Origin of the sequence: Streptomyces cylindrosporus, assembly GCF_022698165.1 — a bacterium.
Classification (GTDB): Bacteria; Actinomycetota; Actinomycetes; order Streptomycetales; family Streptomycetaceae; genus Streptomyces; species Streptomyces cylindrosporus.
This window is the reverse complement of the sequence record NZ_JALDAY010000004.1, coordinates 358,499-383,091: the sequence shown is the minus strand read 5'-3', so window position 1 is coordinate 383,091 and position 24,593 is coordinate 358,499. Positions and strand designations below refer to the sequence as shown.

Sequence of the window (24,593 nt, the reverse complement as noted above, 5' to 3'; positions counted from 1 at the left end):
TCGCATGGCGGAGGCGGACGGAACCAGGCGCAGACCCAGGCAACTCGGCGAACTCGCGGATGTGTACGACTTCCTGGAGGAAGTACGACTCCGTCCGAACATGTGGGTCCGCCACAACTCCTTGCAGCACCTGGACTCCATGCTCACCGGCTACCGCGTCGCCCTGGGCATCCACGACATCGCGGAGCCGTTCGACTTCTGGAACCCCGGCTCCCACAGGCCCTTCTCCCAGTGGCTGTGCCAACGACTGGGCCGCCAGTCCTCCCTCGGCTGGGCAACGGAGATCGAACGCGAGGCGGAGCAAGCCGGCAGGCCCGCCATGGAGATGTTCTTCGAGTTTCTGGACGAGTTCCGCGGCCGTGCTCACGAGCTCTGAGACATCGACTTCAGTCCCTCTGTTCCTCAACCAGCCCGATCGCAAAGGGGAAGGACTCCAGGAACTCGCGCCGCGCGGGCTCCTGCTCCGCCTTGGCCAGGTCCGCGAGCACCTCCAAAAATCGTCGGCTTTGATGCGAGGGCAGCTGCAGAAGCACCCCGCCCACGCTTTCCATCATCTTCACCGCGGAGTCGGGATCGACTTCCTCGTCCTCACAGCTCTCCAGCCACCACACGACGTCGACGATCAGGCCGGTGAGCACCGGCACGAGCGGATCCTTGTAAGTCATGCGGGCAACTTAGCCGCGCCCTACGACATCGCCTCAGCGTCTGTGCCGGCGGCCCTCCAGCACTGCTTCCACCGTCACGGTTCCTGCCAGCGTGCCCGTCAGCCATTCCGCGAGGGTCATACCCTGGGGCCGGCACTCGCCTTCGTGGCTGCACCACATGGGGCCCGCGGGATCGCGGAAGTCGATCAGCGACCAGATGGCGCAGCCCCAGTCGTAGATCAACACCAGGCCGGCTGGGATGCGGCCGGACGGATCCGGGCCGTCCTGGTACAGCTCGGCGATGTCCGCGAAGTGGCCCTGCGCGGACCCGCCGCTCACCCCCAGGATCCCTTCGTTCGGACCGAATCCTCCATTGGCGACTTCGACGTACAGGCGCCGCAAGAGAGAAGGCAACGGGAACCCGATGACGTCCTCCGCCGCGGCGACGGCCTCCGGCGTCGCGGGCGGCGGCAATGTCCCCGCCTGGGCCACGGCCCGCACCGCCTCGACAACCTCGTCGTCAGTCACCCGGTCACACTCAGCGCATAGCTGATTTCCGAAAGGCGGCTCCCGGACAGAGCGAAGGCGTTGCCGGGGTTTCGGTACGAGTGGCCACCGTCGTTGATGCGGACGCCGTCTGTCATACGCCAGTGAGCGGGTGACCACTGGCCCTGGTTCTCCAGGAGCATGCCCGCCACTTCGGCAGTCTCTTCGATCAGGGTGAGAGCTGCGAGCGCGGTAGCGACAGGAATGGCCGCGTCGTCGGGAAGCTGTGCATCGCCGAGTGTCGGGAAGAGCAGCAAGAGCCGGGCGTCGGCGTCGTCCACGCCCTCCTTGGCCGGCTGCCGCGCCGTGGACAGCAACTCCGGCCAGGCCATGCCGGGTCCCATGAAATGACCGTCATCCACGGCAAGGGTTTCCGCCGCGGACCACGCAGGGTGATGGATCAGGTAGTCCACCCCGTGGTCGCCCTCGATGTTGCGGTAGACGACATGGATGGTGTGTCCGGACGACAGGGGCACACTGAACACCGGCCATTCACGCTCGGAGGACAGCACGCGGTACAGCTCCATGGCCGTATCCCAGTCAGCGCCGAACGCGGCTCGCTGTGCGTTCTCGCCACGGAGGCAGGTGCCGAGGTGGACTGGCCAGAACAGCGGATCGTCGAGGTAAGCGGTGCCCTGGACCAGGGGGCCGTCTTCGTATCCGGGGATCTTCAGCACGTGCGGATGATGACATGAGGGGCAGGCCCCGCCGAGGGCAGCGGTCGTAAAAGTGCGTGCTGATGCAGGGGCCGTTCGTCGAGGATGCCGTCATGGACAACGACCTCGTGGCCTTCCTCCGCGCGCGCCTGGACGAGGACGCCGACGTGGCCCGGCGCTGCGATGGGGTCGGCCATCCGGACCTGAGCGGATTCCATCCCGCGATCGCGCGGCACGTGGCCCTGCACGACCCTGTCCGCGTGCTGCGCGAGGTCGAGGCCAAGCGACGCGTGCTCGACAGGCACACGCTCAGTCCGGCCGAAGGCGACCCGGAGCGGCCCTGGGACGACCGTGACGACTGCCAGTTCGACGGCGATCCCTGGCCGTGCGCAGACCTGCTCGACTTTGCCCTCCCCTACCTGGACCATGCCGACTTTCCCGCGCGCTACAAGTCGAACCATGAGTCCGACTAGGGCGTGCATCGAATGTGGATCTTGGTGAGGCGCTTGCCTTACTTCAGAGGCAATCGTCTCGGCGTGCCTGCGCTGGCAGGTTTGGTGATCTCTTCGCGTCGGAGGACGCGGACCAGGACGGAGAGGTCAGCCATGTCCATGGACGCATCTACGAACACGCGCAGTGTGGTTGAGGAGTTGCTGCGCAGAATCCGCGAGGGCGGCCCCGAGCGCATCGCGGAACTGTATGCCCAGCAGGGCGATTGGAGGCTCGATTGGCCGGAGACCGAGCACGGTCGTACGGCTACGCCGTGGATCCGTCACCGATCCACCCGGGCTGACGCGGCCGCCCACTATCGCGAGTTGGCCGAGTACCACGTACCGGAGTGTGTGGCGACCGAGGTCGAGCGCATCCTTATCGATGGAAGCGACGCGGTCGTGCTCGGCGAGATCCGACAGACCGCCCGGCCCACCGGACGTGTCACCCGACACCATGTCTACGAGGACAGCCTGGCCGTCGCCCAGGCATTCGAGGCAGAGAGCCGTTGAAAGGCCGCCAGGCCAATCGAGAAGATGCTGCTCACAGCCACTCGTTGATGGCCGCGACGAGGACGGTCGCCTCGTAGCGGACCGCGAACTTGTCGTACCTCGTGGCCACGGCAGGTATCTCTTGAGCCGCTGCCGCACTCGACTCCGTGCAGAGCTTTGCAGTCCTGCGGGTCGAACTTCGGTGGCCGGCCGCCGCGCGAGCCGCGTCTCAGGGGTGGTGCAGCGGATCCCCCGCCGGCGCAGGTAAGCGCGGTTCTTCCGGGAGACGTACGCCTTGTCGGCGGGCACGCGATCGGTCCGGTTGCGCGGCCTGCCCGGCCGTGATCACGACGGACATGGGCTTCTGGCCCTGTTCGACGGCCAGGTGCACCTTGGTGGTCAGGCCACCACGCGAGCGTCCGAGGCCGGGGGCGTCCGGCTCGACGGTGACGCCGCCGGGCGGCTCCTTCTGCAGCTCCCAGGCAGCGGCATCGCTCCACCCCCCAGTATGGCCCTGGTCACCAAGCTCCCACCCCGCCCCCGCACTCCGCCCACAACAGCTTCCCGCCCTTCGACGCGCCCCATTCACGGAGTACCGATACGCCCAGGGCATCCGCGTACGCCCGGACCAGTGGCAGGCCGCGGCCGTGTTCCGCGTCCGGCGAGGGTTCCGGGGCCGCCGCGTTCGTGAAGCCGGGTGGGACTCGAGGGTCCGTGTCCCAGACCGCCACTCGGACGCGGCCCGGTTCCGACGAGAGGAGGCGGAGGGCGTATTGGCCGTGCGTGTGGCGGTGGGAGTTCGTGAGGAGTTCCGTCGCCAGGAGTTCTGCCGTGGGGGTCAGGTCCGGGAGTTCGTGGGCCGCGAGGATCAGTCTCAGGGTGGCTCGTGCGACGCCCGGCGCTCGTGGATCGCGGGGAAGGTGCAGGGTGTAGTTCCAGGACGGGGATACGGTGGCCATCGGAAGTCTCCGGTCACTGAGGGGAGTTGGGTGGGTGCGACGGGTACGACGGGTGCGACGGGTGCCTGGTGTCTTTGTCGTGGTGGCCCACGGTGCGCTTCCAGGCGGCGACACGCCCAGGAATGAAGATAGGGGCCCCGCAAAGCTGCTTTGCGTGGTTTCGAAGGTTCTCAGCGATACTTCCCTCGTGTGGGTGACGAGCTCGCTGTACGCCCGCTAGGAGACGTCGCATGACCCCAAGACCCGCGCCAACGGCCCGACGCGTACGGCTCGCCACCGAGCTGCGCAAACTCCGGGAGCGAGCCGGTCTGACGTCCACCGAGGCCGCGCAGCTGCTCGGCAGCAGCTCGGGTCAACTCAGCAACGTCGAGTCGGCCAGGTTCGGGGTGAGCCCCGAGCGCGTCCGGGCGATGGCGCACATCTACTCGTGTACGAACCAGCCCTACGTCGACGCCCTCGCGGACATGGCCGCCGAGAAGACGCGCGGCTGGTGGTGGGACGCCTACCGCGAAGTGCTTCCGTCGGGGCTGCTCACCCTCGCCGAGCTGGAGCACCACGCGACGGCCATCCGTACCGCGTTCACCTCGCACATCCCGGGCATGCTCCAGACCGCCGAGCACGCCCGGGAGATCTTCAGCCAGGCGATTCCGGCGCCGACCCCACCGGAGGTGGAGCACCGCGTCTCGCACCGCATCAAACGCCAGGACGTGGTGTTCCGCGCGCACCCGAATCCGTACAGCACCGTCATCCACGAGGCCGCCCTGCACATGCGGGTGGGCGGCCGAGGAGTGGCCCGTGCGCAGCTGACGCACCTGATCGAGATGAGCGAACGGGACCACATCTCCCTGCGGGTGCTTCCCTTCGACGTCGGGGCGTTCCCGGGATCAGGGCAGTCCATCAACTACCTGCGCGGCCCGGTGCCGGAGTTGGACACCGTGCAGCTGGACCAGTTCCACGGTCCCGTACTGCTCGACGCCGAGGCCCACCTGGAGAAGTACCGGCGCCTCCTGGACGTCGTCGAAGCCGCCGCGCTCAGTCCCGAGAAGTCCCGGGATCTCATCCACGCCATCGCCCAGAGTCTGTGAAGGAGCCAGTATGTCCACGCGTCGTTGGCAGAAGTCGTCGTACTGCCAAGAAGGTGAGGCCTGCGTTCACATATCCGTGGCCCCGGGCGCCGTTCACCTCACCGACCGCCCCGGCCCGCCTCAGCCCGTCCTGACCACGACCCCCGCCGCCTTCACCGCCCTTCTTCACGTGCTGAAGGCCGGCACCCCGCTGGCGTCCTCGCCGCCCCCGGTCAGCTCCGCCACCACCGCCGCATGATCCGACGCCCACACCCCGCCCACCGGCCCGTCCCCGGCCCGCCGGACCCCCCGTACCGTCCCGATCCCCTCCGGCCCCGCCGGGCCGCCCACGTGGATGTAGTCGATGCGGGCGGCGGGGCCGAGGCCCGGGTGGACGTACGGGTTCGCGGGGTCCCATGTCGCGGACGCGGCCGTCGCGTCCGCGTAGTCCCACGCGTCGAAGAAGGACTGGCCCGGCACCACCGGTGCCGTTCGCGTGCCGCCGAACAGGCGGACCTCGTCCGAGTCCGGTGGGGCGTTGAAGTCGCCGACCACGACCGGTGGGAAGTCGGTGCCCGTGCGGTGCTCGGCGACGAAGTGGGCCAGGGCCGTGACCTGGTCGCGGCGGATCGCGGAGGCGTGCGGCTGGGACGTCAAGTGGGCGGTGAAGAAGGGGACTTGGGATCGCGGAGCGTCCAGGCGGGCGTACAGTGCCAGCCGGCCGTCGTTCACCTCCGCCGGGGCCGGGAGTCGTAGCACCTCCCGCTCCACCACCGGCCACCGGCTCAGCACCGCGTTGCCGATCTCGACGCCCGGCTCACCGATCCGCCGCTGCCAGCGCTCCGAGGCGTCGGACGCGGCCCATGTCCAGTGCAGGCCCAGTTCGCCGGCCAGCCAGCCCGCGAGGTTGCCGCCGCCCGCCGCCCACACCTCCTGCAGGCCCACGACGTCCGGGCGCAGCTCCCGCAGGACCGCGAGGATCGCCTTCTGGCGCTCCGCCCACGGGCCGAAGCGCCACCACAGGTTCCAGGTCACCACGCGCATGGGGCCCACCGTTCCTCACCGGGGAACCGTCACGGAGAATCCGTTCGAGGTTCCATCGCTCGTTCTGGTCCCCGTGAGGAACATTGAAGAGCATCAGCACCGCCACGAGACAGGAGAACCGGAAATCATGCCCCGCAGCGCCGAGGACAAGTACCTGACCGTCACCGCCTTCCAGCGGCGCCTCAACGCCGTGATGCGCCGGCTGCCCACCCAGACGCTGCTGGAGACCACGGGTCGTGTCTCCGGGCAGCCGAGGCGTACGCCGGTGGGCGGGCGCCGGGTCGGCGACGCGTTCTGGCTGGTGTCGGAGTTCGGGGACCGGTCGCAGTACGTGCGCAACATCAAGGCCGATCCGCGGGTACGGGTGCGGATCCGCGGTCGCTGGTACGCCGGGACCGCGCATCTGCTGCCCGACGACGACCCGATCGCCCGCCTGCGCGCGCTTCGGTCACTGAACAGCGTGGCCGTACGGGCCATAGGCGCGGCACTGCTGACTGTGCGCGTGGATCTGGACGCCCCGGGGTCCCGTTAGGAGCCGGCCGGCCGCCTCCGCAGTGCCGGCTCCGTGAGGGGTCGCGGCTGCCAGACGCCGTCGGCCCGGTACAGGTCGGTGCCCGGTGGCACGATCTCGTCGATGCGGTCGAGTGCGGCGTCGTCGAGCACCAGGTCCGCCCCGGCCAGCAGGGAGGTCAGCTGGTCCATCGTGCGCGGGCCGATGATCACCGAGGTGACGGCCGGGTGCACCAGCGGGAAGGCGACGGCCAGTTCGGGGAGCGTGCAGCCCAAGTCGTCCGCCAGCGCTACGAGTTGCTCCACCGCCGCGAACTTCGCCGGGTTCCCCGGGACCGCCGGGTCGAAGCGGTGCGGGGTGAGTTTCGCGCGGCCGGTGGTGAGGTCGACCGGGCGGCCCTCGCGGTAGGCGCCGGAGAGGAAACCCGAGGCCAGCGGGGACCAGGTCAGCACGCCCATGCCCAGGCGCTCGGCGGTGGGCAGTACGGCGCGTTCGATGCCGCGGGCGAGGAGGGAGTACGGCGGCTGCTCGGTGCGCATCCGCATCAGCCCGCGCCGCTCCGCCACATGGTGGGCCTCCACCAGGTCCTCGGCCGGGAACGTGGAGCAGCCGAACGTCCGGATCTTGCCCGCCCGCACCAGGTCGGTGAGGACGGACAGCGTCTCCTCGATGTCGGTGGTGTGGTCGGGGCGGTGCACCTGGTAGAGGTCGATCCAGTCCGTGTCCAGGCGCCGCAGGCTGTCCTCGACCGCCCGGACGATCCAACGCCGGGAGTTCCCGCTGCGGTTGCGGCCCTCGCCCATCGGGAAGTGCACCTTCGTGGCGAGTACGACGTCGTCGCGCCGGCCCTTGAGCGCCTTGCCGACGATCTCCTCGCTCTCGCCCTTCGAGTACATGTCGGCGGTGTCCACGAAGTTGATCCCCGCGTCGAGCGCGGCGTGGATGACCCGTACGCCGTCCTCGTGGTCGGGGTTTCCGGCGGCGCCGAACATCATCGTGCCGAGGCAGTGGGTGCTGACCTCGATGCCGGTCCTGCCGAGGACGCGATAGCGCATACCGGTTCTCCGTACTCCGTGGCGGTCGGGCTCGGGAAGCGTCGTCACTCTAGGACTTGGAGTGTGCTCGACCGCAAGCGCGGCGGGGGGAGATGTAATCGCGTCAGCCGGTCGCCCTCGCGCACAGGTCCAGCACCAGCTCCCGTACCGCCTCCGGAGCCCGCAGCGTCGGCAGATGGTCGCAGTCCGGGCGGCGTACGAGGACGCAGTCCGGGATCGCCGCGGCCATCGCCTCGTTGCAGCGGACGGTCCGGGGCATGTCCTGCTCGCCCAGCAACAGCGTGCAGGGCATGGCCAGTTCGCCGAGCCGGGGGAAGGCGGGCGGGTCCTCGGCCTGGTGGCCGTACGTCGTGAACCAGGCCGGGACGGCCGCCCGTACCAGCTCGGCGGCCTCGGTGTCGGGAGGGGTGCCCGCCGTGCCCCAGGACGACAGGGAGAGGTCCACCAGCCCGTCCATGTCCCCCGCCCGCGCCAACTCGCCGATACGGGCCGTCAGTTCGGGCGACTCCAGGTCCGGGTAGCCCGTGATGCCGGGGACCAGGAGGGCGAGTCCCGCGACCCGGTCCGGCTCGTCCAGGGCGAAGTTGATCGCGGTGCCCCCGCCCATGCTGGAGCCGACCAGCACCGCGCGCCGGACGCCGAAGTGGTCCAGCACGGCCCGCAGGTCGGCGGCGAGGGAGTACGTGGTGGTGGGTGCGGGTGAGCGGCCGTAGCCACGGGCGTCGTAACGGATCACCCGGTACCGGTCGACGAGCGCCGGGGCGATCGGATCCCAGACCCGGGAGTCGGCGACGCCGGGGTGCAGCAGCACCACCGGGGTCCCCTCCCCGCCCGTGTCGTCCGCCCAGAGCTCACCGCCGTCGACGTACACCTTGGTCTCCATGGACCGAGGGTCTCACCGGGGCCGCACGGCTGTACGGCGGTGGCCCTGGGCGGGCGCGTCACTTCGCCGGCTTGTAGAAGGCGTACGTCGCGCTGTACGCCACGCTCGTCTGGTCCGTTCCGGTGCAGGCGCCGGCCGGGGCGACGCCGCCCGTCGTGTTGAGGCGCTGTATGTAGGAGACGCCGGCGAAGACGCCCGCGCCGCGGGTGGCGGTGGCCTGGAGCAGGAGCTCGGGGACGGCGTCGGTCCTCGGGGAGCTGGCGATCGCCGTGGCGTTCACCGCGCTGCCGTCGACCGTGGAGACCCAGACGGGGCCGCGGGAGTGCAGGGCGACCGCGCGGCCTCTCTTGTCCGACAGGGTGGCGGCGGGCTCCAGGAGCTTCCAGGCTCCGTCGGTGCAGGTGTAGGTCTGCACGCCCCGGGCGGCGTAGACGGCGGTCAGCTTGTTGCCGTCGGGCACCTTGAGCGCGGCGGGGGCCTTCACGGGCTTGGGGGCGGTGTCGGCGGGGGCGGCGTTGCCGGCGGTCGTCCCCAGGAAGGCGGTCGCGGCGGCGAGGGTAGTGGCGGTCAGGGCAAGGCGCTTGGCGTACTTCAAGGGAGTTCTCCGGAAGGGTTCTGATTGATTTGCGGAGGAACTCTACGGTCAAGTCACCTTGTTCTAGGTGTAGTTAGCGAACTGTTCGTCTCGACGCCCCTCAGCCCGGCCAGACGATCGCCTGCACCTCCCCGTACGCGTGCAGCGCGTACGACCCCACGTCCCGTCCCACCCCGCTCTTCTTGAACCCGCCGAACGGCGCCTCCATGTTCCGCCCGACGGTGTTGACGCCGACGCCGCCCGCCCGTAGCCGCCGGGCCACCCGGAAGGCCCTGGCCACGTCGCCCGACCAGACGTAGTCGATGAGCCCGTACTCGCTGTCGTTGGCCAGGGCGACGCCCTCGTCCTCCTCGTCGAAGGGGACGACCACGACCACCGGGCCGAAGATCTCCTCCCGGGCCACCCGCATGTCGTTCGTGCAGTCCGCGAGGAGGGTGGGGGCGACGAAGAAGCCGCGGTCGCAGGAGGCCGGACGCTCGCCGCCCGTCACCACCACCGCACCTTCCTTGCGGCCCAGTTCGACGTACGACTCCACGCGCTCGCGGTGGGCGGAGGAGATCACCGGGCCCACCACCGTCGCCGGGTCCCGGGGGTCGCCGATCTTCAACCTGCCCGCGTATCCGGCCAGTTGCTCGACGAGCCGGTCGTACACGCCCCGCTGCGCCAGCACTCGCGTCGGGGCCGTGCAGATCTGGCCGCTGTAGAAGGAGAAGGTGGTGCCGATGCCGGCCACCGCCGAGCCGATGTCCGCGTCGTCGAAGACGACCGCGGCGCCCTTGCCGCCGAGTTCCATCAGCTGCCGTTTCATGGCGCGCCCGCACACCTCGCCGATGCGCTGCCCCACGGCCGTGGAGCCGGTGAAGCTCACCATGTCGACGTCGGCCGACTCCACCGCCGCCTCGCCGACCGCCACCGACTGCCCGGACACCACGTTCACGACACCCGGCGGCACGCCCGCCGCCTCCAGCGCCTCGGCCATCCGGTAGACGGACAGCGGGTCCTGCGGGGCGGGCTTCACGACCACGGTGTTGCCCATCGCGAGGGCGGGGGCGATCTTGCCGGCCGGGTTCGCCCACGGGTTGTTGTACGACGTGATGCAGGTGACGACGCCGACGGGCTGCCGTATCGCCAGCGCGCCCATCACACCGGCCTTCCCCATCGGGCCCGCCTCGTTGATCTGCGGAGGGATCGCCCACTCGGCGGGCTCCACGCGCGCGTACCGGCGGAAGCGGGCCATGCCGACGCCGACCTGCATCGCCCGCGCCGTCCCCGTCGTGGCGCCCGTCTCCGCCTGCGCCAGTTCCGCGTACGGCGCGAAACGGCTGCCGATGACCTCTGCGGCGCGCCCCAGGATCGCCGCGCGCTCCTCCGGCGCCGTCCTCGACCACGGCCCGAAGGCCTCGCGGGCCGCGGCACAAGCCGCGAGCACCTGATCCCGCGAGGCCTCCGGAGCCCACCCGATGGTCTCCTCGGTGGCCGGATCGACGACGGCGTACCGGCCCCCGTCCGGCTCGACCCACTCACCCCCGACGAACAGCCGCTGCTCGGCGCCGACTTCACTCACCTGGCACTCACCGCCACCGCATCCGCCCCCAGCCGCTCGACCCACTCACCCCGACGAACAACCGCCGCCCGCCGCCGACTTCACTCACCCGACACCCACCGCCACCGCATCCCGACCCGAACCGCAACGGCTTCCCCAGCCCGGCACCGCTCACCGCGCGCCCGCCGCAGTCGCGGCCCGCCCCCGCCGCACGGCACCGCCCCGGCACGGCCGAGCTCGACCCCCACCCGGACCCCGGCACCGCCCCGCGCACGACCCTCGTCTCCCGCCTGAGCCGCGGGACCGCCCCGCGCACGGCCCTCGTCTCCCGTCGCAGCCGCGGCACCACCCCGCCCACGGCCTCCCTCACCGCGTACTCACCGTCCTCGTATCCCTCCCCGACCGCAGCACCCGCCCCGGCGCCGCTCACCGCGTGCTCGCCGCAATCGCGGCCCGGCCGCCGTACGGCGCCGGCTCCGGTGCGGCCGAGCTGGACTCCCGCCCGGGCCCCGGCACCGCCCCGCGCACGACCCTCATCTCCTGCCGGAGCCGCGGCACCGTCCCGTCCACGGCCCTCCTCACCTCGTACTCACCGTCCTCGTATCCCTCCCCGACCGCAGCACCCGTCCCGGCACCGCCCCGCTCACCGCGTCGTCACGGATCGCCTCGACGCCGTTGACCCACACGGCTCGTATCCCGATCGCCTTGGCGTCCAGGCGTGGGCTGTCGCCCGGCAGGTCGTGCACCAGGGTGGCCGGGCCCGCGTCGATCCGTTCCGGGTCGAAGAGCACGAGGTCCGCATGGAAGCCCTCCGCCACCCGGCCCCGCTCCCGCAGCCCGAAGAGCCGCGCCGGGTCGTCGGTCAGCATCTTCACCGCCTGCTCCAGTCCGACCAGCTTCCGGCGCCGCAGGCAGTCGCCGAGGAAGCGGGTGGTGTACGGCGCCCCGCACATGCGGTCCAGGTGGGCCCCGGCGTCCGACCCGCCGAGCAGCACGTCCTCGTGCTGCCAGGTCTCGGCCCGCAGGGCCCAGGACGCGGGGTCGTTGTCGGTCGGCATGGGCCACAGGACCGTACGCAGCTCGTCGGCCGCGCAGATCTCGACCAGCGCGTGGAAGGGGTCCTGGCCGCGCTCCTTCGCGATGTCCCCGACGACCCTGCCGCTCAGCCCGGCGTTCGCCTCGCTGTACGTGTCGCCTATGACGTACCGCCCGAAGTTCGCGAGCCGCCGGAAGACGCCCGCCTCCTTGGAGTTGGCCCGCTCCAGCATTTCCGCACGCACGTCAGGGTCCCGCAGGCGGGCGATCCGCTCCGGGACCGGCAGGCCCAGGATCGGGCCCCAGCCCGGGATCAGGTTCAGCGCGCAGAACGTGCCCAGGGACATGTTCATCGGCGTGAGGATCGGCATGGTCAGCGCGACGACCCGGCCGCCCGCCTTGCGCGCCTGCTCGCTCGCCAGCAGCTGCCGCGGCACGCGTTCGGGCACGGAGGCGTCGATGGTCAGCACGTTCCAGTTCAGGGGGCGCCCGGCCGCCGCGCTCATCTCCGCGAACAGCTCGATCTCCTCGTCGCTGAACTGGTCCAGGCAGCCCGCGACGATGGCCTCGATCTGCGTGCCCTCGTGCTCACCGACGGCCCGCGAGAGAGCGAGCAGTTCGGCGGGTTTGGCGTGCCGGGAGGCGACCGGCTGCCCGTCGCCGTCGGAGTGGGTACGGGACTGGGTCGTCGAGAACCCCCACGCGCCCGCGTCCATCGCTTCGTGCAACAGCCGTACGATCGCCGCCAGTTGGTCCTCGGTGGGCTGGCCACCCACCGCATCGGGCCCCATCACGTACCGCCGCAGCGCGCAATGCCCCACCATGAAACCGGCGTTGACCGCGATCCGCCCGTCGAGAGCGTCCAGGTACTCCCCGAAGGAGCTCCAGCTCCACGGCGCCCCCTCCTCCAGCGCCACCAGCGACATGCCCTCGACCTTGGACATCATCCGGCGGGTGTAGTCGGCGTCCTCGGGGCGGGCGGGATTGAGCGGGGCGAGCGTGAAACCGCAGTTGCCGGCGGCGACCGTCGTCACCCCGTGGTTCAGGGACGGGGTCGCGTACGGGTCCCAGAACAGCTGGGCGTCGTAGTGGGTGTGCGGGTCGACGAACCCGGGGGCGAGGACGAGCCCGGAGGCGTCCTCGGACGTCCGGGCCTCCTCGGTGACGGTCCCGATGACGGCGATACGACCGTCACGGATACCGACGTCTGCGGTGAAAGCGGGCGCACCGGTCCCGTCGACGACGGTGGCGCCCTTGATGACGTGATCAAGCATGCGGTGCCTCCTTGAACTGCGTTGGCCATGCCCACCCAGGGGCGCGGGGAACTGCGCGACCAGCCCCCACCCGCCCGCAGCCGCCGTACGACCTCAGACAGCCCCCCGGAACCGCGTAGTCCGATGCACCGGATCCGTGTCGATCTTCGGGATCACGTGCTCCCCGATCAGCCGGATCGTCTGCAGCGTCTCCTCCTTCGGCACCCCCACCGGCAGCCCGAAGCTCAGCTGGTCCGCCCCCGCCTGCTCCCACCGCTTGCACTGGGTGAGCACCTCGTCCGGGTCGCCGCAGATCAACAGCTCTTCCTCGACGAGCAGTTCGACGAACTCCGGCGTGTACTCCGGCAGCGTCTCCGGCCAGACCGGGAAGCCCTCGGGCCGCGGGAAGGTGTCGTGGTACCTGAACACCAGCGAGGGCAGATAGTGCAGCCCACCGTGCACCGCGATCTCTATCGCCTCCGCGTGCGTCGGCGCGCAGATCGCCGTCGTCGTCACCATCACGTTGTCGTTGACGAACTCCCCGACCGGCTCGGCGTTCACGATCGCCGTCTTGTACTGCTCCAGCACCCACTCCATGTCGGAGACCTTCTGGATGCTGAAGCCGAGCACGCCGAGGCCCTTGCGGGCGGCCATCGCGTACGACGGCGGCGAACCGGCCGCGTACCACATCGCCGGGTGCGACTTCCCGTACGGCTTCGGCAGGACCTTGCGCGGCGGCAGCTGCCAGTGCTTGCCCTGGAAGCCGACGTACTCGTCCTGCATCCACATCTTCGGGAACTCGGCGATCGTCTCCTCCCAGATCTCCTTCGTGTAGTTCATGTCGGTGATCCCGGGGAGGAAGCCGAGGATCTCGTGCGAGCCGGCGCCGCGGCCGGACCCGAACTCGAAGCGCCCCTCGCTGAGGTGGTCCATCATGGCGACCTTCTCGGCCACCTTCACCGGGTGGTTGACCTGGGCGAGGGGGTTGAAGATCCCGGAGCCGAGGTGGATGCGGTCCGTCGCGTGCGCCAGGTAGCCGAGGAACACGTCGTTGGCGGACAGGTGCGAGTACTCCTCCAGGAAGTGGTGCTCGGACGCCCAGGCGTACTTGAAGCCGGACTTGTCCGCCTGGATGACGTACTCGGTCTCCTCCATCAGCGCCTTGTGCTCGGCCAGCGGGTCGGTCTCGGCGCGTTTGCCCACGTATCCCTGTACAAAGAGCCCGAATTCCAAGGCGGGTCACCGTCCCAAGTCCAGGTGAGTTCTGAGTGTCTGAGTCTTTGAGTCTTTGAGTCTTCGAGTCCTACGACTTTCTGACGTGCCGTCAGAAACGTCAATAGTTGACGCCCCGTCAGATGATGCTCACCCCTGCCAGCCACCCGCCGTCGATCACGAAGGGCTGCCCGGTGATGTACGAGGAGTCGTCCGACGTCAGGAAGAGCGCGAGCTTCGCCACCTCTTCCGGCGCCCCGATCCGCCCCAGCGGCACGAGCTTGCGGTACAGCTCGTGCAGGGCCCGGCCGGTCTCCTCCGCGTCCGCCTCCGCGTCCAGCTGGGCCGGGTTGGACATCGCGGTGTCGATGGCGCCGGGGCACATGGCGTTGACGCGGATGCGGCGGTGGGCCAGCTCCAGCGCGGCGACGCGGGTGAGGCCGAGGATGGCGTGCTTGGTGGCGGCGTAGGTGCCGACCGCCGCCATGCCGGTCACGGCCGTGTAGGACGCGGTGTTCACGATCGTGCCGCCGTCCTCCATCACCGGCGCGACCGTCCTGATGCCGAGGAAGCAGCCGACCTGGTTGACCCGTACGACCTGCATGAACTCGTCGAGGGGCGTGTCCACCAGGGAGTTGAAGCGCAGGATGCCGGCGTTGTTGACCAGCCCGTCTATCCGGCCGTACGCGTTCTTGACGGTGCTCACGGCCGAGCGCCAGGCGTCCTCCTCGCCCACGTCCAGGTGGAGGTAGCGGCCGCCGATCTCCCGGGCGAGGGCCTCGCCCTGCTCGTCGAGCACGTCCGCGACGACGACCTCGGCCCCTTCCGCCCTGAACAGCCGGGCCTCCTGCTCCCCCTGTCCACGCGCCGCCCCGGTGACGATCACGACGCGTCCGTCCAGCTTGCCCATGCCGTAACTCCTTAGAGGTGGGGGGCCACTTCGGCGCCGAAGGCCGCCATCTGGTCGGTGAGTTCGGTGCGGCTGCGGCAGCGGAACCGCACCTGGATCTGGTCCACGCCCATCGCCGGGTAGGCGCGCAGGGACTCGGCGAGCGCGGCCGGGGAGCCGGTGAGCGTGCGGCGGCCGACGTCCCAGCCGGGTGTGCCGACGTACAGCGGCTCGGTGATGGCTCCCATCACGAACGGCCCCTCGACGTCTGCCTCTTCGCGCAGCCGCCGTATCCGGTCCATCTGGGCGGGCAGGCGGTCCCTCGGGTCCCCCTGCGGCAGCCAGCCGTCCGCCTTGAGGGCGGCCCGGCGTACCGCGGCGGGCGAGGAGCCGCCCACCCACACCGGCACCCGCTCCTGCGCCGGCCTCGGCCGCTGGCCCAGCCCCTCGAAGTCGTAGAGCTTGCCGTGGTGTTCGGGGTACTCGTCGGGGCCCAGGGCGGCCCGCAGCGCGTCGATCGACTCGTCGAGCACGGCACCCCGGTGCTCGAAGTCGACGCCCAGCACCTCGAACTCCTCCCGCACGTGCCCGGCCCCCACCCCGAGGACCAGGCGGCCCCCGCTGAGGTGGTCGAGGGTGGCGTACTGCTTGGCGGTGAGGAGGGGGTGCCGCAGCCCGATCACCGCCACGTGGCTCAGCAGCCGGACCCGCTCCGTCACGCCCGCCAGGAAGGCGAGGGTGGCGACGGGGTCGTACCAGACCGTGCTCATCGCGGCGGCGAGGCGGCGCGGGACGGCCACGTGGTCGCAGCCGGCGATGTAGTCGAAGCCGGCGCTCTCGGCGGCGCGGGCGATCCCCACCAGGTCGGCGGGGCCCGCGTCGGCCTCCCAGGGCTCGGCGTAGATGGTGCTCTGGGACTGGACGGGGAGTTGGATGCCGTACCTCACGTACGGCTCCACAGGCCCTCGGGGGTGAGCCCCAGCAGCTCGATGGCGTTGCCCCGGACGATCCGCTCCACCACGTCCGCGTCCAGATGCCCCATCTGCGCCTCCCCGACCTCCCTCGACTTCGGCCAGGTCGAGTCGGAGTGGGGATAGTCGGTCTCGTAGAGGACGTTGGCGACGCCGATCGCGTCGAGGTTGCGGAGCCCGAACGCGTCGTCGAAGAAGCAGCCGTAGACGTGCTCGGCGAAGAGTTCGGACGGCGGGCGGTGGACCTTGTCGGCGACTCCGCCCCAGCCGCGGTTCTCCTCCCAGACCACGTCGGCGCGTTCGAGGATGTACGGGATCCAGCCGATCTGGCCCTCGGCGTACATGACCTTGAGGTTCGGGAAGCGTTCGAACTTGCCGCTCATCAGCCAGTCGACCATCGAGAAGCAGCAGTTGGCGAAGGTGATCGTCGAACCGACCGCGGGCGGGGCGTCCTTGGAGGTCGAGGGCATACGGCTGCTGGAGCCGATGTGCATCGCGATGACCGTGCCGGTCTCGTCGCAGGCCCTGAAGAGCGGGTCCCAGTCGTCGCCGTGGACGGACGGGAGGCCGAGGTAGGGGGGTATCTCGGAGAAGGCGACGGCGCGCACGCCCCGGGCGGCGTTGCGGCGGACCTCGGCGGCGGCGAGTTCGGCGTCCCAGAGCGGGATGAGGGTGAGCGGGATGAGGCGGCCCCGGGCCTGCGGGCCGCACCACTCCTCCACCATCCAGTCGTTGTAGGCCTGGACGCAGAGCAGGCCGAGTTCGTGGTCCTGGGCCTCGGTGAAGGTCTGGCCGCAGAAGCGCGGGAAGGTCGGGAAGCAGACGGCGGACTGGACGTGGTTGACGTCCATGTCGGCGAGGCGCTGCGGGACGTCGTAGGAACCCGGTCGCATCTGCTCGTACGTGATGACTTCGAGCTTGATCTCGTCCCTGCTGTAGCCGACGGCGGTGTCGAGGCGGGTGAGGGGGCGCCTCAGTTCCTCGTAGACCCACCAGTCGCCGAGCGGGCCGTCGTCGCCGGGTTCGCCCATGACCGGGCGGAAGCGGCCGCCGAGGAAGGTCATCTCCTTCAGCGGGGCGCGGACTATTCGGGGGCCGACGTCCAGGTACTTCTTCGGGAGCCGGCTCTGCCAGACATCGGCGGGCTCCACGGTGTGGTCGTCGACGGAGATGATCAGCGGAAACGTCGCTTCGGTGTCCATGGCGGCCACGGTAGCGCCGATCTGACGGTCCGTCAGCTATGCCGACAGGGACGGGTGCGTGGGGCGACTCCGCGGTCGGCTCCGAGGTCGGCTCCGTGGTCGGCCGTGTCCGTATCTGTGCGAAGGGCGCGTGAGGGCTTTGTGATATCCCACGCGGCTGACTGTGACCGTGCCCTCCACAGCTGACGCATCCGGCGTGTACAAGGCAAACTGTCGGGGTTGCTCAAAGTTTCTAGGGGGACGGCGATGGTCGACCGTGTGCCGCGGGGTCCCGAGGTTCCGCGGGTGCCGCAGCAGAGGCAGCCCGCGCCCTCCGCTGGGCCGGAGGCCGTGCGCTTCGCCGTGCTCGGGCCCGTGCGCGCCCGGCGCGGCGAGGAGCAGCTCAGCACCGGTTCCCCGCAGCAGCGCGCCCTGCTCGCGGCCCTGCTGCTGCGCGAGGGCCGTACGGCGACCGCCGCCGAGCTGATCGACGCCCTGTGGGGCGAGGAGCCGCCCTCGCAGGCGCTGGCCGCGGTGCGCACGTACGCCTCCCGGCTGCGCAAGGTGCTCGACCCCGGGGTCCTGGTGAGCGAGTCCGGCGGGTACGCGGTGCGCGGCCTCGCCGAGGGCGCCTTCGACCTGGCGGTGGCGCAGGACCTGGCGGCCGAGGCGGAGAAGGCGCGCGGCGCCGGGGACCTGTGCCACGCCCGCGAGGTGCTGGACCGCGCGCTGCACCTGTGGGACGGCGAGACGCTGGCCGGCGTACCCGGGCCGTACGCGGAGGCACAGCGGGTGCGCCTGGAGGAGTGGCGGCTCCAACTCCTCGAATCCCGCCTCGACATGGACCTGGAGCAGGGCTGCCACGCGGAGGCGGTCGCCGAGCTCACCGCGCTGACCGCGGCCCATCCGCTGCGCGAGCGGCTGCGGGAGCTGCTGATGCTGGCGCTGTACCGCAGCGGCCGGCAGGCGGAGGCGCTCGCGGTGTACGCCGACACCCGCCGCCTGCTCGCCGACGAACTGGGCGTCGACCCCCGCCCCGGCCTGCGCGAGCTCCAGCAGCGCATCCTCCAGGCCGACCCGGGCCTCGCCGAGCCGTCCGCCCCGCAGGCCGCGCCGGCCCCCGCCCCCGTCCGCCCGGCCCAACTCCCCGCCACCGTCCCGGACTTCACCGGCCGCGCCGCCTTCGTCAAGGAACTCGGCGAGGTGCTGGCCACCGCCGAGGGCCGGGTGATGGCGGTGTCCGCGGTCGCGGGCATCGGCGGCGTCGGCAAGACGACCCTCGCGGTGCACGTCGCCCACCAGGCCCGGACCGCCTTCCCGGACGGGCAGCTGTACGTCGACCTGCAGGGCGCCGGCGCCCGCTCGGCGGAGCCGGAGACGGTCCTCGGCTCCTTCCTGCGCGCTCTCGGCACGGCCGACTCGGCGATCCCGGACTCGCTGGAGGAGCGCGCGGCGCTGTACCGGTCGGTGCTCGACGGCCGCCGGGTCCTGGTGCTGCTGGACAACGCCCGGGACGCGGCGCAGGTACGACCGCTGCTGCCCGGCACGGAGGGCTGCGCGGCGCTGGTCACGTCCCGGGTGCGGATGGTCGACCTCGCGGGCGCGCATCTCGTGGACCTGGACGTGATGTCCCCGGACGAGGCGCTGTCGCTGTTCACCAAGATCGTGGGCGAGGAGCGGGTGGCGGCCGAGCGGGAGGCTGCCCTGGACGTGGTCGCGGCCTGCGGTTTCCTGCCGCTGGCGATAAGGATCGCGGCGTCCCGGCTGGCGGCCCGCCGCACCTGGACGGTCTCCGTCCTCGCCGCCAAGCTCGCCGACGAGCGGCGCCGCCTCGACGAACTCCAGGCCGGCGACCTCGCGGTCAAGGCCACCTTCGAGCTCGGCTACGGCGCGCTGGAGCCCGCCCAGGCACGGGCGTTCCGGCTCCTCGGCCTCGCCGACGGGCCGGACATCTCGCTCGCGGCGGCCGCGGCGGTGCTGGACCTCCCGGTGGAGGAGACCGAGGACCTGCTGGAGGCCCTCGTCGACACCTCGCTGCTGGAATCCGCGGCTCCGGGCCGCTACCGCTACCACGATCTCGTACGGCTCTACGCGCGTGCCTGCGCCGAGCGGGACGAGTGGCCGCCGAGCGAGCGCGACGCGGCCATGTCCCGCCTCCTGGACTTCTACCTGGCCACCGCGGCCGGGGTGTACCTGATCGAGCGGCCCGGCGACCGGCTGGTCGACCACCTGGCCGCCCCCGAACACCCCGGGCTGGTCTTCGCCGACCGGCACCAGGCGCAGGACTGGCTGTACTCGGAGGCGGTCTGCCTGCTGGCCTGCGTGCGCCAGTCCGCGGGCTCCGGCTCGCTGCGGCGCGCGGTCGACCTGCTGTGGGCCGCCGTGGACCTCGCGGAGTCCGGCACCAACTCCAAGGCGTACGAAGGAGTCGCCTCGGCCCTGCGCGAGGCCGCGCGGGAGGCCGGGGACGCCCGGGCGGAGGCGCGGGCGCTGATCACGCTGGGGTACGCGCACAGTGTGACCGGCCGCTTCGACCTGGCGGACGAGGAGGCGGCCCTGGCCCACGAGCTGATCGGCGCCGCGCCGGATCCGCTGGCCGGGTGCTGGGCGTCGAACATCCTCGGCGTGATCGCGCTCTACCAGAGCCGCCACGAGGACGGCGAGACCCACATCAACCGCGCCATCGAGGGCTTCCGCGCCTGCGACGACCGGGCGGGCGAGGCGGCCGTGCTGTGCAACCTCTCCCGGATCCACCTGGCCACCGGCCGCACCGACAGCGCGGTGTCGCTGGCCCGCCAGGGCATGGAGATGTACGACGCCATGGGGCACGCCCTCAAGGGCGCCAACGGCCGCTACGCGCTGGGCCTCGCGCTCACCGAGCACGGTGAGCTGCCCGAGGCCGCCGACCGCCTCCAGGAGGCCCTGACCGTCTTCCGGGACAGCCGCCAACGGCTCTGGGAGGGCATGTCCCTGTTCCGGCTCGCGGAGGTCGACCTGGCCGCCGGGCGCCCGGCGCAGGCCGCGGCCAACGCCGAGAGCGCCCTGACCGTGCTCCGGGGCATCGGCGGCGACTGGCGCCGGGCAGGGGTCCTCGTCACCCTCGGCCACGGCCTGAGCGGCATCGGCCAGCCGGGCCGCGCCCAGGTCTGCTGGCGCGAGGCCCTGGAACTGTTCGAGTCCCTGGACGCCCCGGAGGCGGAGACGGTACGACCACTGCTGACGCCGCTGACGCTGGCCTGAGCGCTCCGCTGGAAGTGCCGTGATGAGTCGCCGATCGGCTGCGGCGCCATCGTGGCTGGTCGCTCCCCCACGCTCGGCTGCGCTCGCGCGGGGGGGACCCCCATCGCGGCGGAGCCGGACGACGCACCGCGAAGCCCCGCCCCGCAGCGCCTCCGCGGGCCGTTGACGAGCCGTCATCGCCTGCCTACCGTCCAAGCACAGCGAATCCGAACAAAGTTCGAGATATCGACCGGAAGAAGGTTCCGGATGGACGGCATGGAAAGGTCACGGCGGTCGCTGTCCGCGCTCGGGCTGCCGGATCGGGACCTCGGGGAACTGCCCGACTCGGACAAGCGCTTCCCGGACGGCGCGCAGTACCGGGTGGAGATCCCGTCGGTCGAGGGCCCGGGCCCGTTCCAGGCGGTCATGGACGAGGCCGATCGGCACGGGATCCGGATCCATCGCATCAGCCAGGGCAGCGGCATGATGCTCCTCACCGACCCGGAGATCGAGCAGATGGTGGCGCTCGGCCGCGAACGCGGGGTGGAGGTCTGCCTCTTCGTGGGCCCACGCGGCGGCTGGGACATCGGCGTCCAGGCCACGTCGGCCGCGGGCGGCGGCGCGGCGGCGGTGCTGCGCGGCGCCGACCAGCTGGCGTACGGGGTCGAGGACGTCATCCGGGGCTGCGACCTCGGCGTGCGCAGCGTGCTGGTGGCCGACATCGGCCAGCTGTGGGTCCTCGGCCGTATGCGGCGGTCCGGCGACCTGCCGCCGGACCTGGAGATCAAGGCGTCGATATCGATGCCGACTGCCAATCCCGCGGCAGCGCGAGTACTTGAGGACCTCGGGGTCACCACGATCAACCTGCCGATCGATCTCACCCTCGCCCAGATCGCGGCGATCCGCAGCGCGGTCGACGCACCCCTGGACGTCTACGTGGAGGGCGCCGACGACTTCGGCGGCGTGGTCCGCTACTACGAGATCCCGGCCCTCGTACGCGTGGCGGCCCCCGTCCACCTCAAGTTCACGGTACGGAACGCGCCATCGCTGTATCCCTCCGGAGCACACCTCACCGACATGGCCGTCGCGACCGCACGCGAGCGCGTACGGCGGGCGGCGATCGGCCTTTCCCTGCTCCGCCGCCACTATCCCGAGGCCGAGGCCGGTCCCGGACAAATGTTGGCGAAACCGTAGCCCGCTCAGGGCCTTGACGACATATCAGGCCAGTTCTACGTTCAGCCCCACCAAACGTGCCGAACGTCGTTCGAAATACCGTGCATCATGGGCCGAGCGCGCCGGAGTGGTCATGAAGAAGATCGATCCGCAGGTGGAAGAAGCCGTCGACACGCTCGGCCTGAACGGGCTGGCCAGGCGGCGGCTGCTGAGCGGCGTCGGAGTGGTGAGCGCCTCGGCCGCCGCGGCGGCCTTGCTGTCCGCCTGCTCGGCCGACAACAAGAGCGACAGCGACAAGTCGGGCGGCGGTGTCGGCGACTTCCCGAAGACGCCGAAGTGGAAGTTCGTGTTCGTCAACCACGTCACGACGAACCCGTTCTTCACTCCGACCCAGTACGGCGCGGCGGACGCCTGCGCGCTGCTGAACGCCTCGTTCCAGTGGACCGGCTCGAAGGACTCGAGCGTCCCGGAAATGGTCAGCGCCATGAGTTCGGCCATCTCCGCGAAGGCCGACGGCATCGCCATAGCGGTCGTCGACAAGAACGCCTTCACGTCGCCCGTCGGCAAGGCCCTCGACGCCGGGATCCCGACCCTCTCGTACAACGCGGACGGGGCGAAGGGGGATCCGGGGACGAGCCGGCTCTGTTACGTCGGGCAGGACCTCTACCAGTCCGGGGTCGAGCTGGGCCGCCGTATCGCCTCCCTGATGCCCTCCGGCGGACAGGCGGTGGGGTTCATCGCCACCCCGGGCGCGCTCAACATCCAGCCGCGCATCGACGGGGCCACCGACGCGATCAAGGCGTCCGGCAAGTCGATCGACTTCAAGTCGGTCGCCAGCGGCGCGGAACTGCCCCAGGAGCTGTCGACCATCGACGCGTACGTCAGCGGGCACAAGGACCTCAAGGGCATATTCGCGGTCGACGCGGGCTCGACGGAGAGCGTCGGCAAGGTCGTGAAGAAGTACGGCCTCAAGCAGAAGGGCGTGGTCGCGGGCGGCTTCGACCTGAACCCGAACACCCTCACCGCGATCAAGGCGGGGGACCTCGACTTCACCATCGACCAACAGCCCTATCTGCAGGGCTTCCTGAGCGTGCTCTACCTGTGGCTGTACAAGCTCTCCGGCGGACTGGTCATCCCGAGCGTCACCGACACCGGCCTGCTCTTCGTGACCAAGGACAACGTCGACCCCTATCTCCAGACCAAGACCCGGTACGAGGGCTCCAGCACGAAGCAGCAGTTGGTCAAGCGCTCCGGCCCCATCGCACACGCATGAGCGAGCGGACCGTGCAGGACACGACCGGCGGGACGACCACCACGGCCGGCACCCCGCCGGTGCGGCGGAGCGGCCCGCTGCGCCTGGCCTTCGAGGCGTTCGTCATCCGCCGCGAGGCCACCATCTTCATCGTCGCGGTGGCCCTGCTGCTGTACTTCTGGTCCAACAACTCGGACTTCCTGGCCCGCAGCAACCTCGTCAACCTCTCCCAGCAGACGGCGCCGTACGCGATCATCGCGGCGGGCATGGTGCTGCTGCTGGTGAGCGGCGAGATCGATCTGTCGGTGGGCGCCGTCTTCGCCCTGTCGCCGTTCCTGATGCACTACATGATCGACTACTACGGCACGTACCCGATCGTCGCGATCATCGGCTCGGTACTGGCCGGCGCCGTCATCGGTCTCGTCAACGGCTTCGTGGTGGTCGTGCTCAAGGTGCCGTCGTTCGTCGCCACGCTCGGCATGCTCTTCCTCATCCTCGGCATCATGCTGACCACGTCGCACGCCTACCCGGCGCAGATCCCGGAGGCGGCGCACGGGGTGCGCGGCTGGTTCGGGCAGGCGGACTGGTCGGAACTGATCTGGTGCCTGATCATCGTCGCGTACTTCCACGTGCTGCTCACCCGCTCGCGCTGGGGCCTGCACACGATCGCCACCGGCGGCAACCCGCTCGGCGCGAGCGAGGCCGGCATCAGGACCGGCCGCATCAAGTTCGGCAACTTCATGGCCACCAGCGCCCTCGGGGCCTTCGCCGGCATCCTGGAGGCCTTCCGCGTGGACTCGATCGACCCGACCTCCGCGGGTGCGGACGGCGCGTCCCCGATGTTCACCGCCGTCTCCGCCGCGGTCATCGGCGGTACGGCGCTGGCCGGCGGCTCGGGCACGGTCGTCGGCGCGCTGCTCGGCGCGCTCGTCCTCGCGGAGCTGCGCAACGGGTTCAACCTCATCGGCATCAACGCCAACCCGTTCAACATCATCCTCGGCGCGGCGATCATCCTCTCCATGGTGCTCAACGTGTACCTGGCCAGACTGCGAAGGGCGGGCCGCCGATGAGCGAGCCGACCGAGCCGCCAGCGGCACCCGCGCTCTCCGTGGAGCACGTGGCCAAGGGCTTCGGCGCGGTCACGGCGCTGCGGGACGTGAACCTGCGCCTGGACAAGGGTGAGGTGCTCGCCCTGGTCGGCGACAACGGTGCCGGCAAGTCGACCCTGTTGAAGATCCTCTGCGGGTTCCACCGGCCCGACGCCGGCCGCATCCTCCTGAACGGCGAGGAGGTGACGCTCAAGTCGGTCGACCATGCCCGCTCGCTCGGCATCGACGCGGTGTACCAGGACCTGGCCCTGGTGAACGAGCTGACGGTCTACCACAACATGTTCCTGAACCGGGAGATGATCCGGCCCACCCGGCTGCTGCACAACCGCGCGATGCGCAAGCTCGCCCAGGAGCACCTGGACGAGATGGGGGTGAACATCCCCTCGGTCGACGTCGAGGTCGCCAAGCTCTCCGGCGGCCAGCGCCAGGCCATCGCCGTGGCCCGCTCGGTCTACTCCGAGGCCAAGGTGCTCCTTCTCGACGAGCCCCTGGCCGCGATGGGCGCCAAGGAAGGCGCACTCATCCTCGACCTGGTCAACGACCTCAAGGCCCGCGGCGAGGTCTCCGTCATCATCATCGCCCACAACTACGCCCAGGTCTTCGAGGTCTGCGACCGGGTCAACCTGCTTCAGCACGGTGAGATCACCTTCGACAAGCGCACGTCTCAGACGTCGGTGGCCGAGCTGACCGACCTGGTGGTCGAGGAGTACCGGCGGTCGAGGACCAAGTAGGGCGTTCATCGTTCGTTTATCGCCACCCGGCACTCTGGTCCTGTCGTTCCGTCGCGTCGGGGGGCAGACGGGTCGACCTGGGCCGTTG

At 70.7% G+C, this 24,593-nt stretch carries 25 protein-coding genes and 1 pseudogene; 11 read left to right on the top strand and 15 right to left on the bottom strand.

Annotated features, from left to right (window positions below; translation table 11 throughout):
* The first annotated feature begins 4 nt into the window (after window positions 1-4).
* Window positions 5-376, top strand: a complete 372-nt coding sequence (locus tag MQP27_RS14695; RefSeq protein ID WP_242765518.1) for a hypothetical protein — start codon at window positions 5-7, stop codon at window positions 374-376.
* A 10-nt stretch (window positions 377-386) separates the two neighbouring features.
* Here the strand turns inward: MQP27_RS14695 and MQP27_RS14690 are convergent, their stop codons facing one another.
* Genes MQP27_RS14690 through MQP27_RS14680 form a run of 3 tightly spaced genes read right to left on the bottom strand, consistent with a single transcriptional unit; the run spans window position 387 to window position 1,867 of the window.
* Complete coding sequence (locus MQP27_RS14690; RefSeq protein WP_242765517.1) at window positions 387-644, bottom strand: hypothetical protein; 258 nt, start codon at window positions 642-644, stop codon at window positions 387-389.
* Window positions 645-698: 54 nt separating this feature from the next.
* Complete coding sequence (locus MQP27_RS14685) at window positions 699-1,172, bottom strand: SMI1/KNR4 family protein (protein ID WP_242765516.1); 474 nt, start codon at window positions 1,170-1,172, stop codon at window positions 699-701.
* Window positions 1,169-1,867, bottom strand: coding sequence for a hypothetical protein (locus MQP27_RS14680; RefSeq protein WP_242765515.1), 699 nt, complete (start codon window positions 1,865-1,867; stop codon window positions 1,169-1,171). The genes MQP27_RS14685 and MQP27_RS14680 overlap by 4 nt, the downstream gene beginning before the upstream one ends.
* Window positions 1,868-1,959: 92 nt before the next feature.
* Between MQP27_RS14680 and MQP27_RS14675 the strand changes: the two genes are divergently transcribed.
* Together MQP27_RS14675 and MQP27_RS14670 are read left to right on the top strand one after the other, a co-directional pair.
* Window positions 1,960-2,319 (top strand): DUF6221 family protein, encoded by a 360-nt coding sequence (locus MQP27_RS14675; protein WP_242765514.1) that lies wholly within the window; start codon window positions 1,960-1,962, stop codon window positions 2,317-2,319.
* A 132-nt stretch (window positions 2,320-2,451) separates the two neighbouring features.
* Complete coding sequence (locus MQP27_RS14670; RefSeq protein WP_242765513.1) at window positions 2,452-2,847, top strand: nuclear transport factor 2 family protein; 396 nt, start codon at window positions 2,452-2,454, stop codon at window positions 2,845-2,847.
* Between the two features lie 207 nt (window positions 2,848-3,054).
* Here the strand turns inward: MQP27_RS14670 and MQP27_RS51905 are convergent.
* Window positions 3,055-3,165: pseudogene (locus MQP27_RS51905) on the bottom strand (IS5 family transposase); the annotation flags it as partial.
* Window positions 3,166-3,344: 179 nt separating this feature from the next.
* A complete protein-coding gene (locus MQP27_RS14660; protein WP_242765512.1) occupies window positions 3,345-3,785 on the bottom strand; it encodes an ATP-binding protein in 441 nt (146 codons plus the stop codon).
* A gap of 230 nt (window positions 3,786-4,015) precedes the next feature.
* Here MQP27_RS14660 and MQP27_RS14655 point away from each other — a divergent pair, with 230 nt between their 5' ends.
* Complete coding sequence (locus MQP27_RS14655) at window positions 4,016-4,870, top strand: helix-turn-helix domain-containing protein (protein WP_242765511.1); 855 nt, start codon at window positions 4,016-4,018, stop codon at window positions 4,868-4,870.
* Window positions 4,871-4,880: 10 nt separating this feature from the next.
* Window positions 4,881-5,108 carry a DUF397 domain-containing protein gene (locus MQP27_RS14650; RefSeq protein WP_242765510.1) on the top strand — a complete coding sequence of 76 codons (228 nt, stop codon included), beginning with the start codon at window positions 4,881-4,883 and terminating at the stop codon, window positions 5,106-5,108.
* Here MQP27_RS14650 and MQP27_RS14645 read toward each other — a convergent pair.
* Window positions 5,036-5,893: an endonuclease/exonuclease/phosphatase family protein gene (locus MQP27_RS14645; RefSeq protein ID WP_242765509.1), complete on the bottom strand. Its 858-nt coding sequence runs from the start codon at window positions 5,891-5,893 to the stop codon at window positions 5,036-5,038. The genes MQP27_RS14650 and MQP27_RS14645 overlap by 73 nt on opposite strands.
* A 127-nt stretch (window positions 5,894-6,020) precedes the next feature.
* On the opposite strand from MQP27_RS14645, the gene MQP27_RS14640 reads away from it, so the two are divergent.
* The gene (locus MQP27_RS14640) at window positions 6,021-6,425 is read left to right on the top strand and encodes a nitroreductase/quinone reductase family protein (protein ID WP_242765508.1); all 405 of its coding nucleotides are present in this window, start codon (window positions 6,021-6,023) and stop codon (window positions 6,423-6,425) included.
* Here the strand turns inward: MQP27_RS14640 and MQP27_RS14635 are convergent.
* The 9 genes from MQP27_RS14635 to MQP27_RS14595 all read right to left on the bottom strand — a co-directional run bounded on the left by MQP27_RS14635 (window position 6,422) and on the right by MQP27_RS14595 (window position 17,042).
* Window positions 6,422-7,459, bottom strand: coding sequence for an aldo/keto reductase (locus tag MQP27_RS14635; protein ID WP_242765507.1), 1,038 nt, complete (start codon window positions 7,457-7,459; stop codon window positions 6,422-6,424). The genes MQP27_RS14640 and MQP27_RS14635 overlap by 4 nt on opposite strands.
* Before the next feature lie 103 nt (window positions 7,460-7,562).
* The gene (locus MQP27_RS14630; RefSeq protein ID WP_242765506.1) at window positions 7,563-8,342 is read right to left on the bottom strand and encodes an alpha/beta fold hydrolase; all 780 of its coding nucleotides are present in this window, start codon (window positions 8,340-8,342) and stop codon (window positions 7,563-7,565) included.
* A gap of 58 nt (window positions 8,343-8,400) precedes the next feature.
* The gene (locus MQP27_RS14625) at window positions 8,401-8,937 is read right to left on the bottom strand and encodes a DUF3455 domain-containing protein (RefSeq protein WP_242765505.1); all 537 of its coding nucleotides are present in this window, start codon (window positions 8,935-8,937) and stop codon (window positions 8,401-8,403) included.
* Window positions 8,938-9,037: 100 nt separating this feature from the next.
* Window positions 9,038-10,501: an aldehyde dehydrogenase family protein gene (locus MQP27_RS14620; RefSeq protein ID WP_242765504.1), complete on the bottom strand. Its 1,464-nt coding sequence runs from the start codon at window positions 10,499-10,501 to the stop codon at window positions 9,038-9,040.
* A gap of 557 nt (window positions 10,502-11,058) precedes the next feature.
* Complete coding sequence (locus tag MQP27_RS14615; protein ID WP_278196128.1) at window positions 11,059-12,828, bottom strand: N-acyl-D-amino-acid deacylase family protein; 1,770 nt, start codon at window positions 12,826-12,828, stop codon at window positions 11,059-11,061.
* 54 nt (window positions 12,829-12,882) lie between these two features.
* Window positions 12,883-14,001, bottom strand: a complete 1,119-nt coding sequence (locus MQP27_RS14610) for an LLM class flavin-dependent oxidoreductase (RefSeq protein ID WP_278196072.1) — start codon at window positions 13,999-14,001, stop codon at window positions 12,883-12,885.
* A gap of 118 nt (window positions 14,002-14,119) precedes the next feature.
* A complete protein-coding gene (locus MQP27_RS14605; RefSeq protein WP_242765501.1) occupies window positions 14,120-14,890 on the bottom strand; it encodes an SDR family NAD(P)-dependent oxidoreductase in 771 nt (256 codons plus the stop codon).
* 11 nt (window positions 14,891-14,901) lie between these two features.
* Window positions 14,902-15,816 (bottom strand): LLM class F420-dependent oxidoreductase, encoded by a 915-nt coding sequence (locus MQP27_RS14600; RefSeq protein ID WP_242765500.1) that lies wholly within the window; start codon window positions 15,814-15,816, stop codon window positions 14,902-14,904.
* A complete protein-coding gene (locus MQP27_RS14595) occupies window positions 15,813-17,042 on the bottom strand; it encodes an amidohydrolase family protein (RefSeq protein ID WP_242765499.1) in 1,230 nt (409 codons plus the stop codon). The genes MQP27_RS14600 and MQP27_RS14595 overlap by 4 nt, the downstream gene beginning before the upstream one ends.
* A gap of 246 nt (window positions 17,043-17,288) precedes the next feature.
* On the opposite strand from MQP27_RS14595, the gene afsR reads away from it, so the two are divergent.
* The 5 genes from afsR to MQP27_RS14570 all read left to right on the top strand — a co-directional run bounded on the left by afsR (window position 17,289) and on the right by MQP27_RS14570 (window position 24,505).
* Window positions 17,289-20,261 (top strand): SARP-family global regulator AfsR, encoded by a 2,973-nt coding sequence (afsR, locus tag MQP27_RS14590; RefSeq protein ID WP_242765498.1) that lies wholly within the window; start codon window positions 17,289-17,291, stop codon window positions 20,259-20,261.
* Between the two features lie 246 nt (window positions 20,262-20,507).
* Complete coding sequence (locus tag MQP27_RS14585) at window positions 20,508-21,434, top strand: U32 family peptidase (RefSeq protein WP_242765497.1); 927 nt, start codon at window positions 20,508-20,510, stop codon at window positions 21,432-21,434.
* Window positions 21,435-21,546: 112 nt separating this feature from the next.
* Window positions 21,547-22,686 carry a sugar ABC transporter substrate-binding protein gene (locus MQP27_RS14580; RefSeq protein WP_242765496.1) on the top strand — a complete coding sequence of 380 codons (1,140 nt, stop codon included), beginning with the start codon at window positions 21,547-21,549 and terminating at the stop codon, window positions 22,684-22,686.
* Window positions 22,683-23,735: an ABC transporter permease gene (locus MQP27_RS14575; RefSeq protein ID WP_242765495.1), complete on the top strand. Its 1,053-nt coding sequence runs from the start codon at window positions 22,683-22,685 to the stop codon at window positions 23,733-23,735. The genes MQP27_RS14580 and MQP27_RS14575 overlap by 4 nt, the downstream gene beginning before the upstream one ends.
* Window positions 23,732-24,505 carry an ATP-binding cassette domain-containing protein gene (locus MQP27_RS14570; RefSeq protein WP_242765494.1) on the top strand — a complete coding sequence of 258 codons (774 nt, stop codon included), beginning with the start codon at window positions 23,732-23,734 and terminating at the stop codon, window positions 24,503-24,505. Before MQP27_RS14575 ends, MQP27_RS14570 begins: the two co-directional genes overlap by 4 nt.
* Window positions 24,506-24,593: the final 88 nt, after the last annotated feature.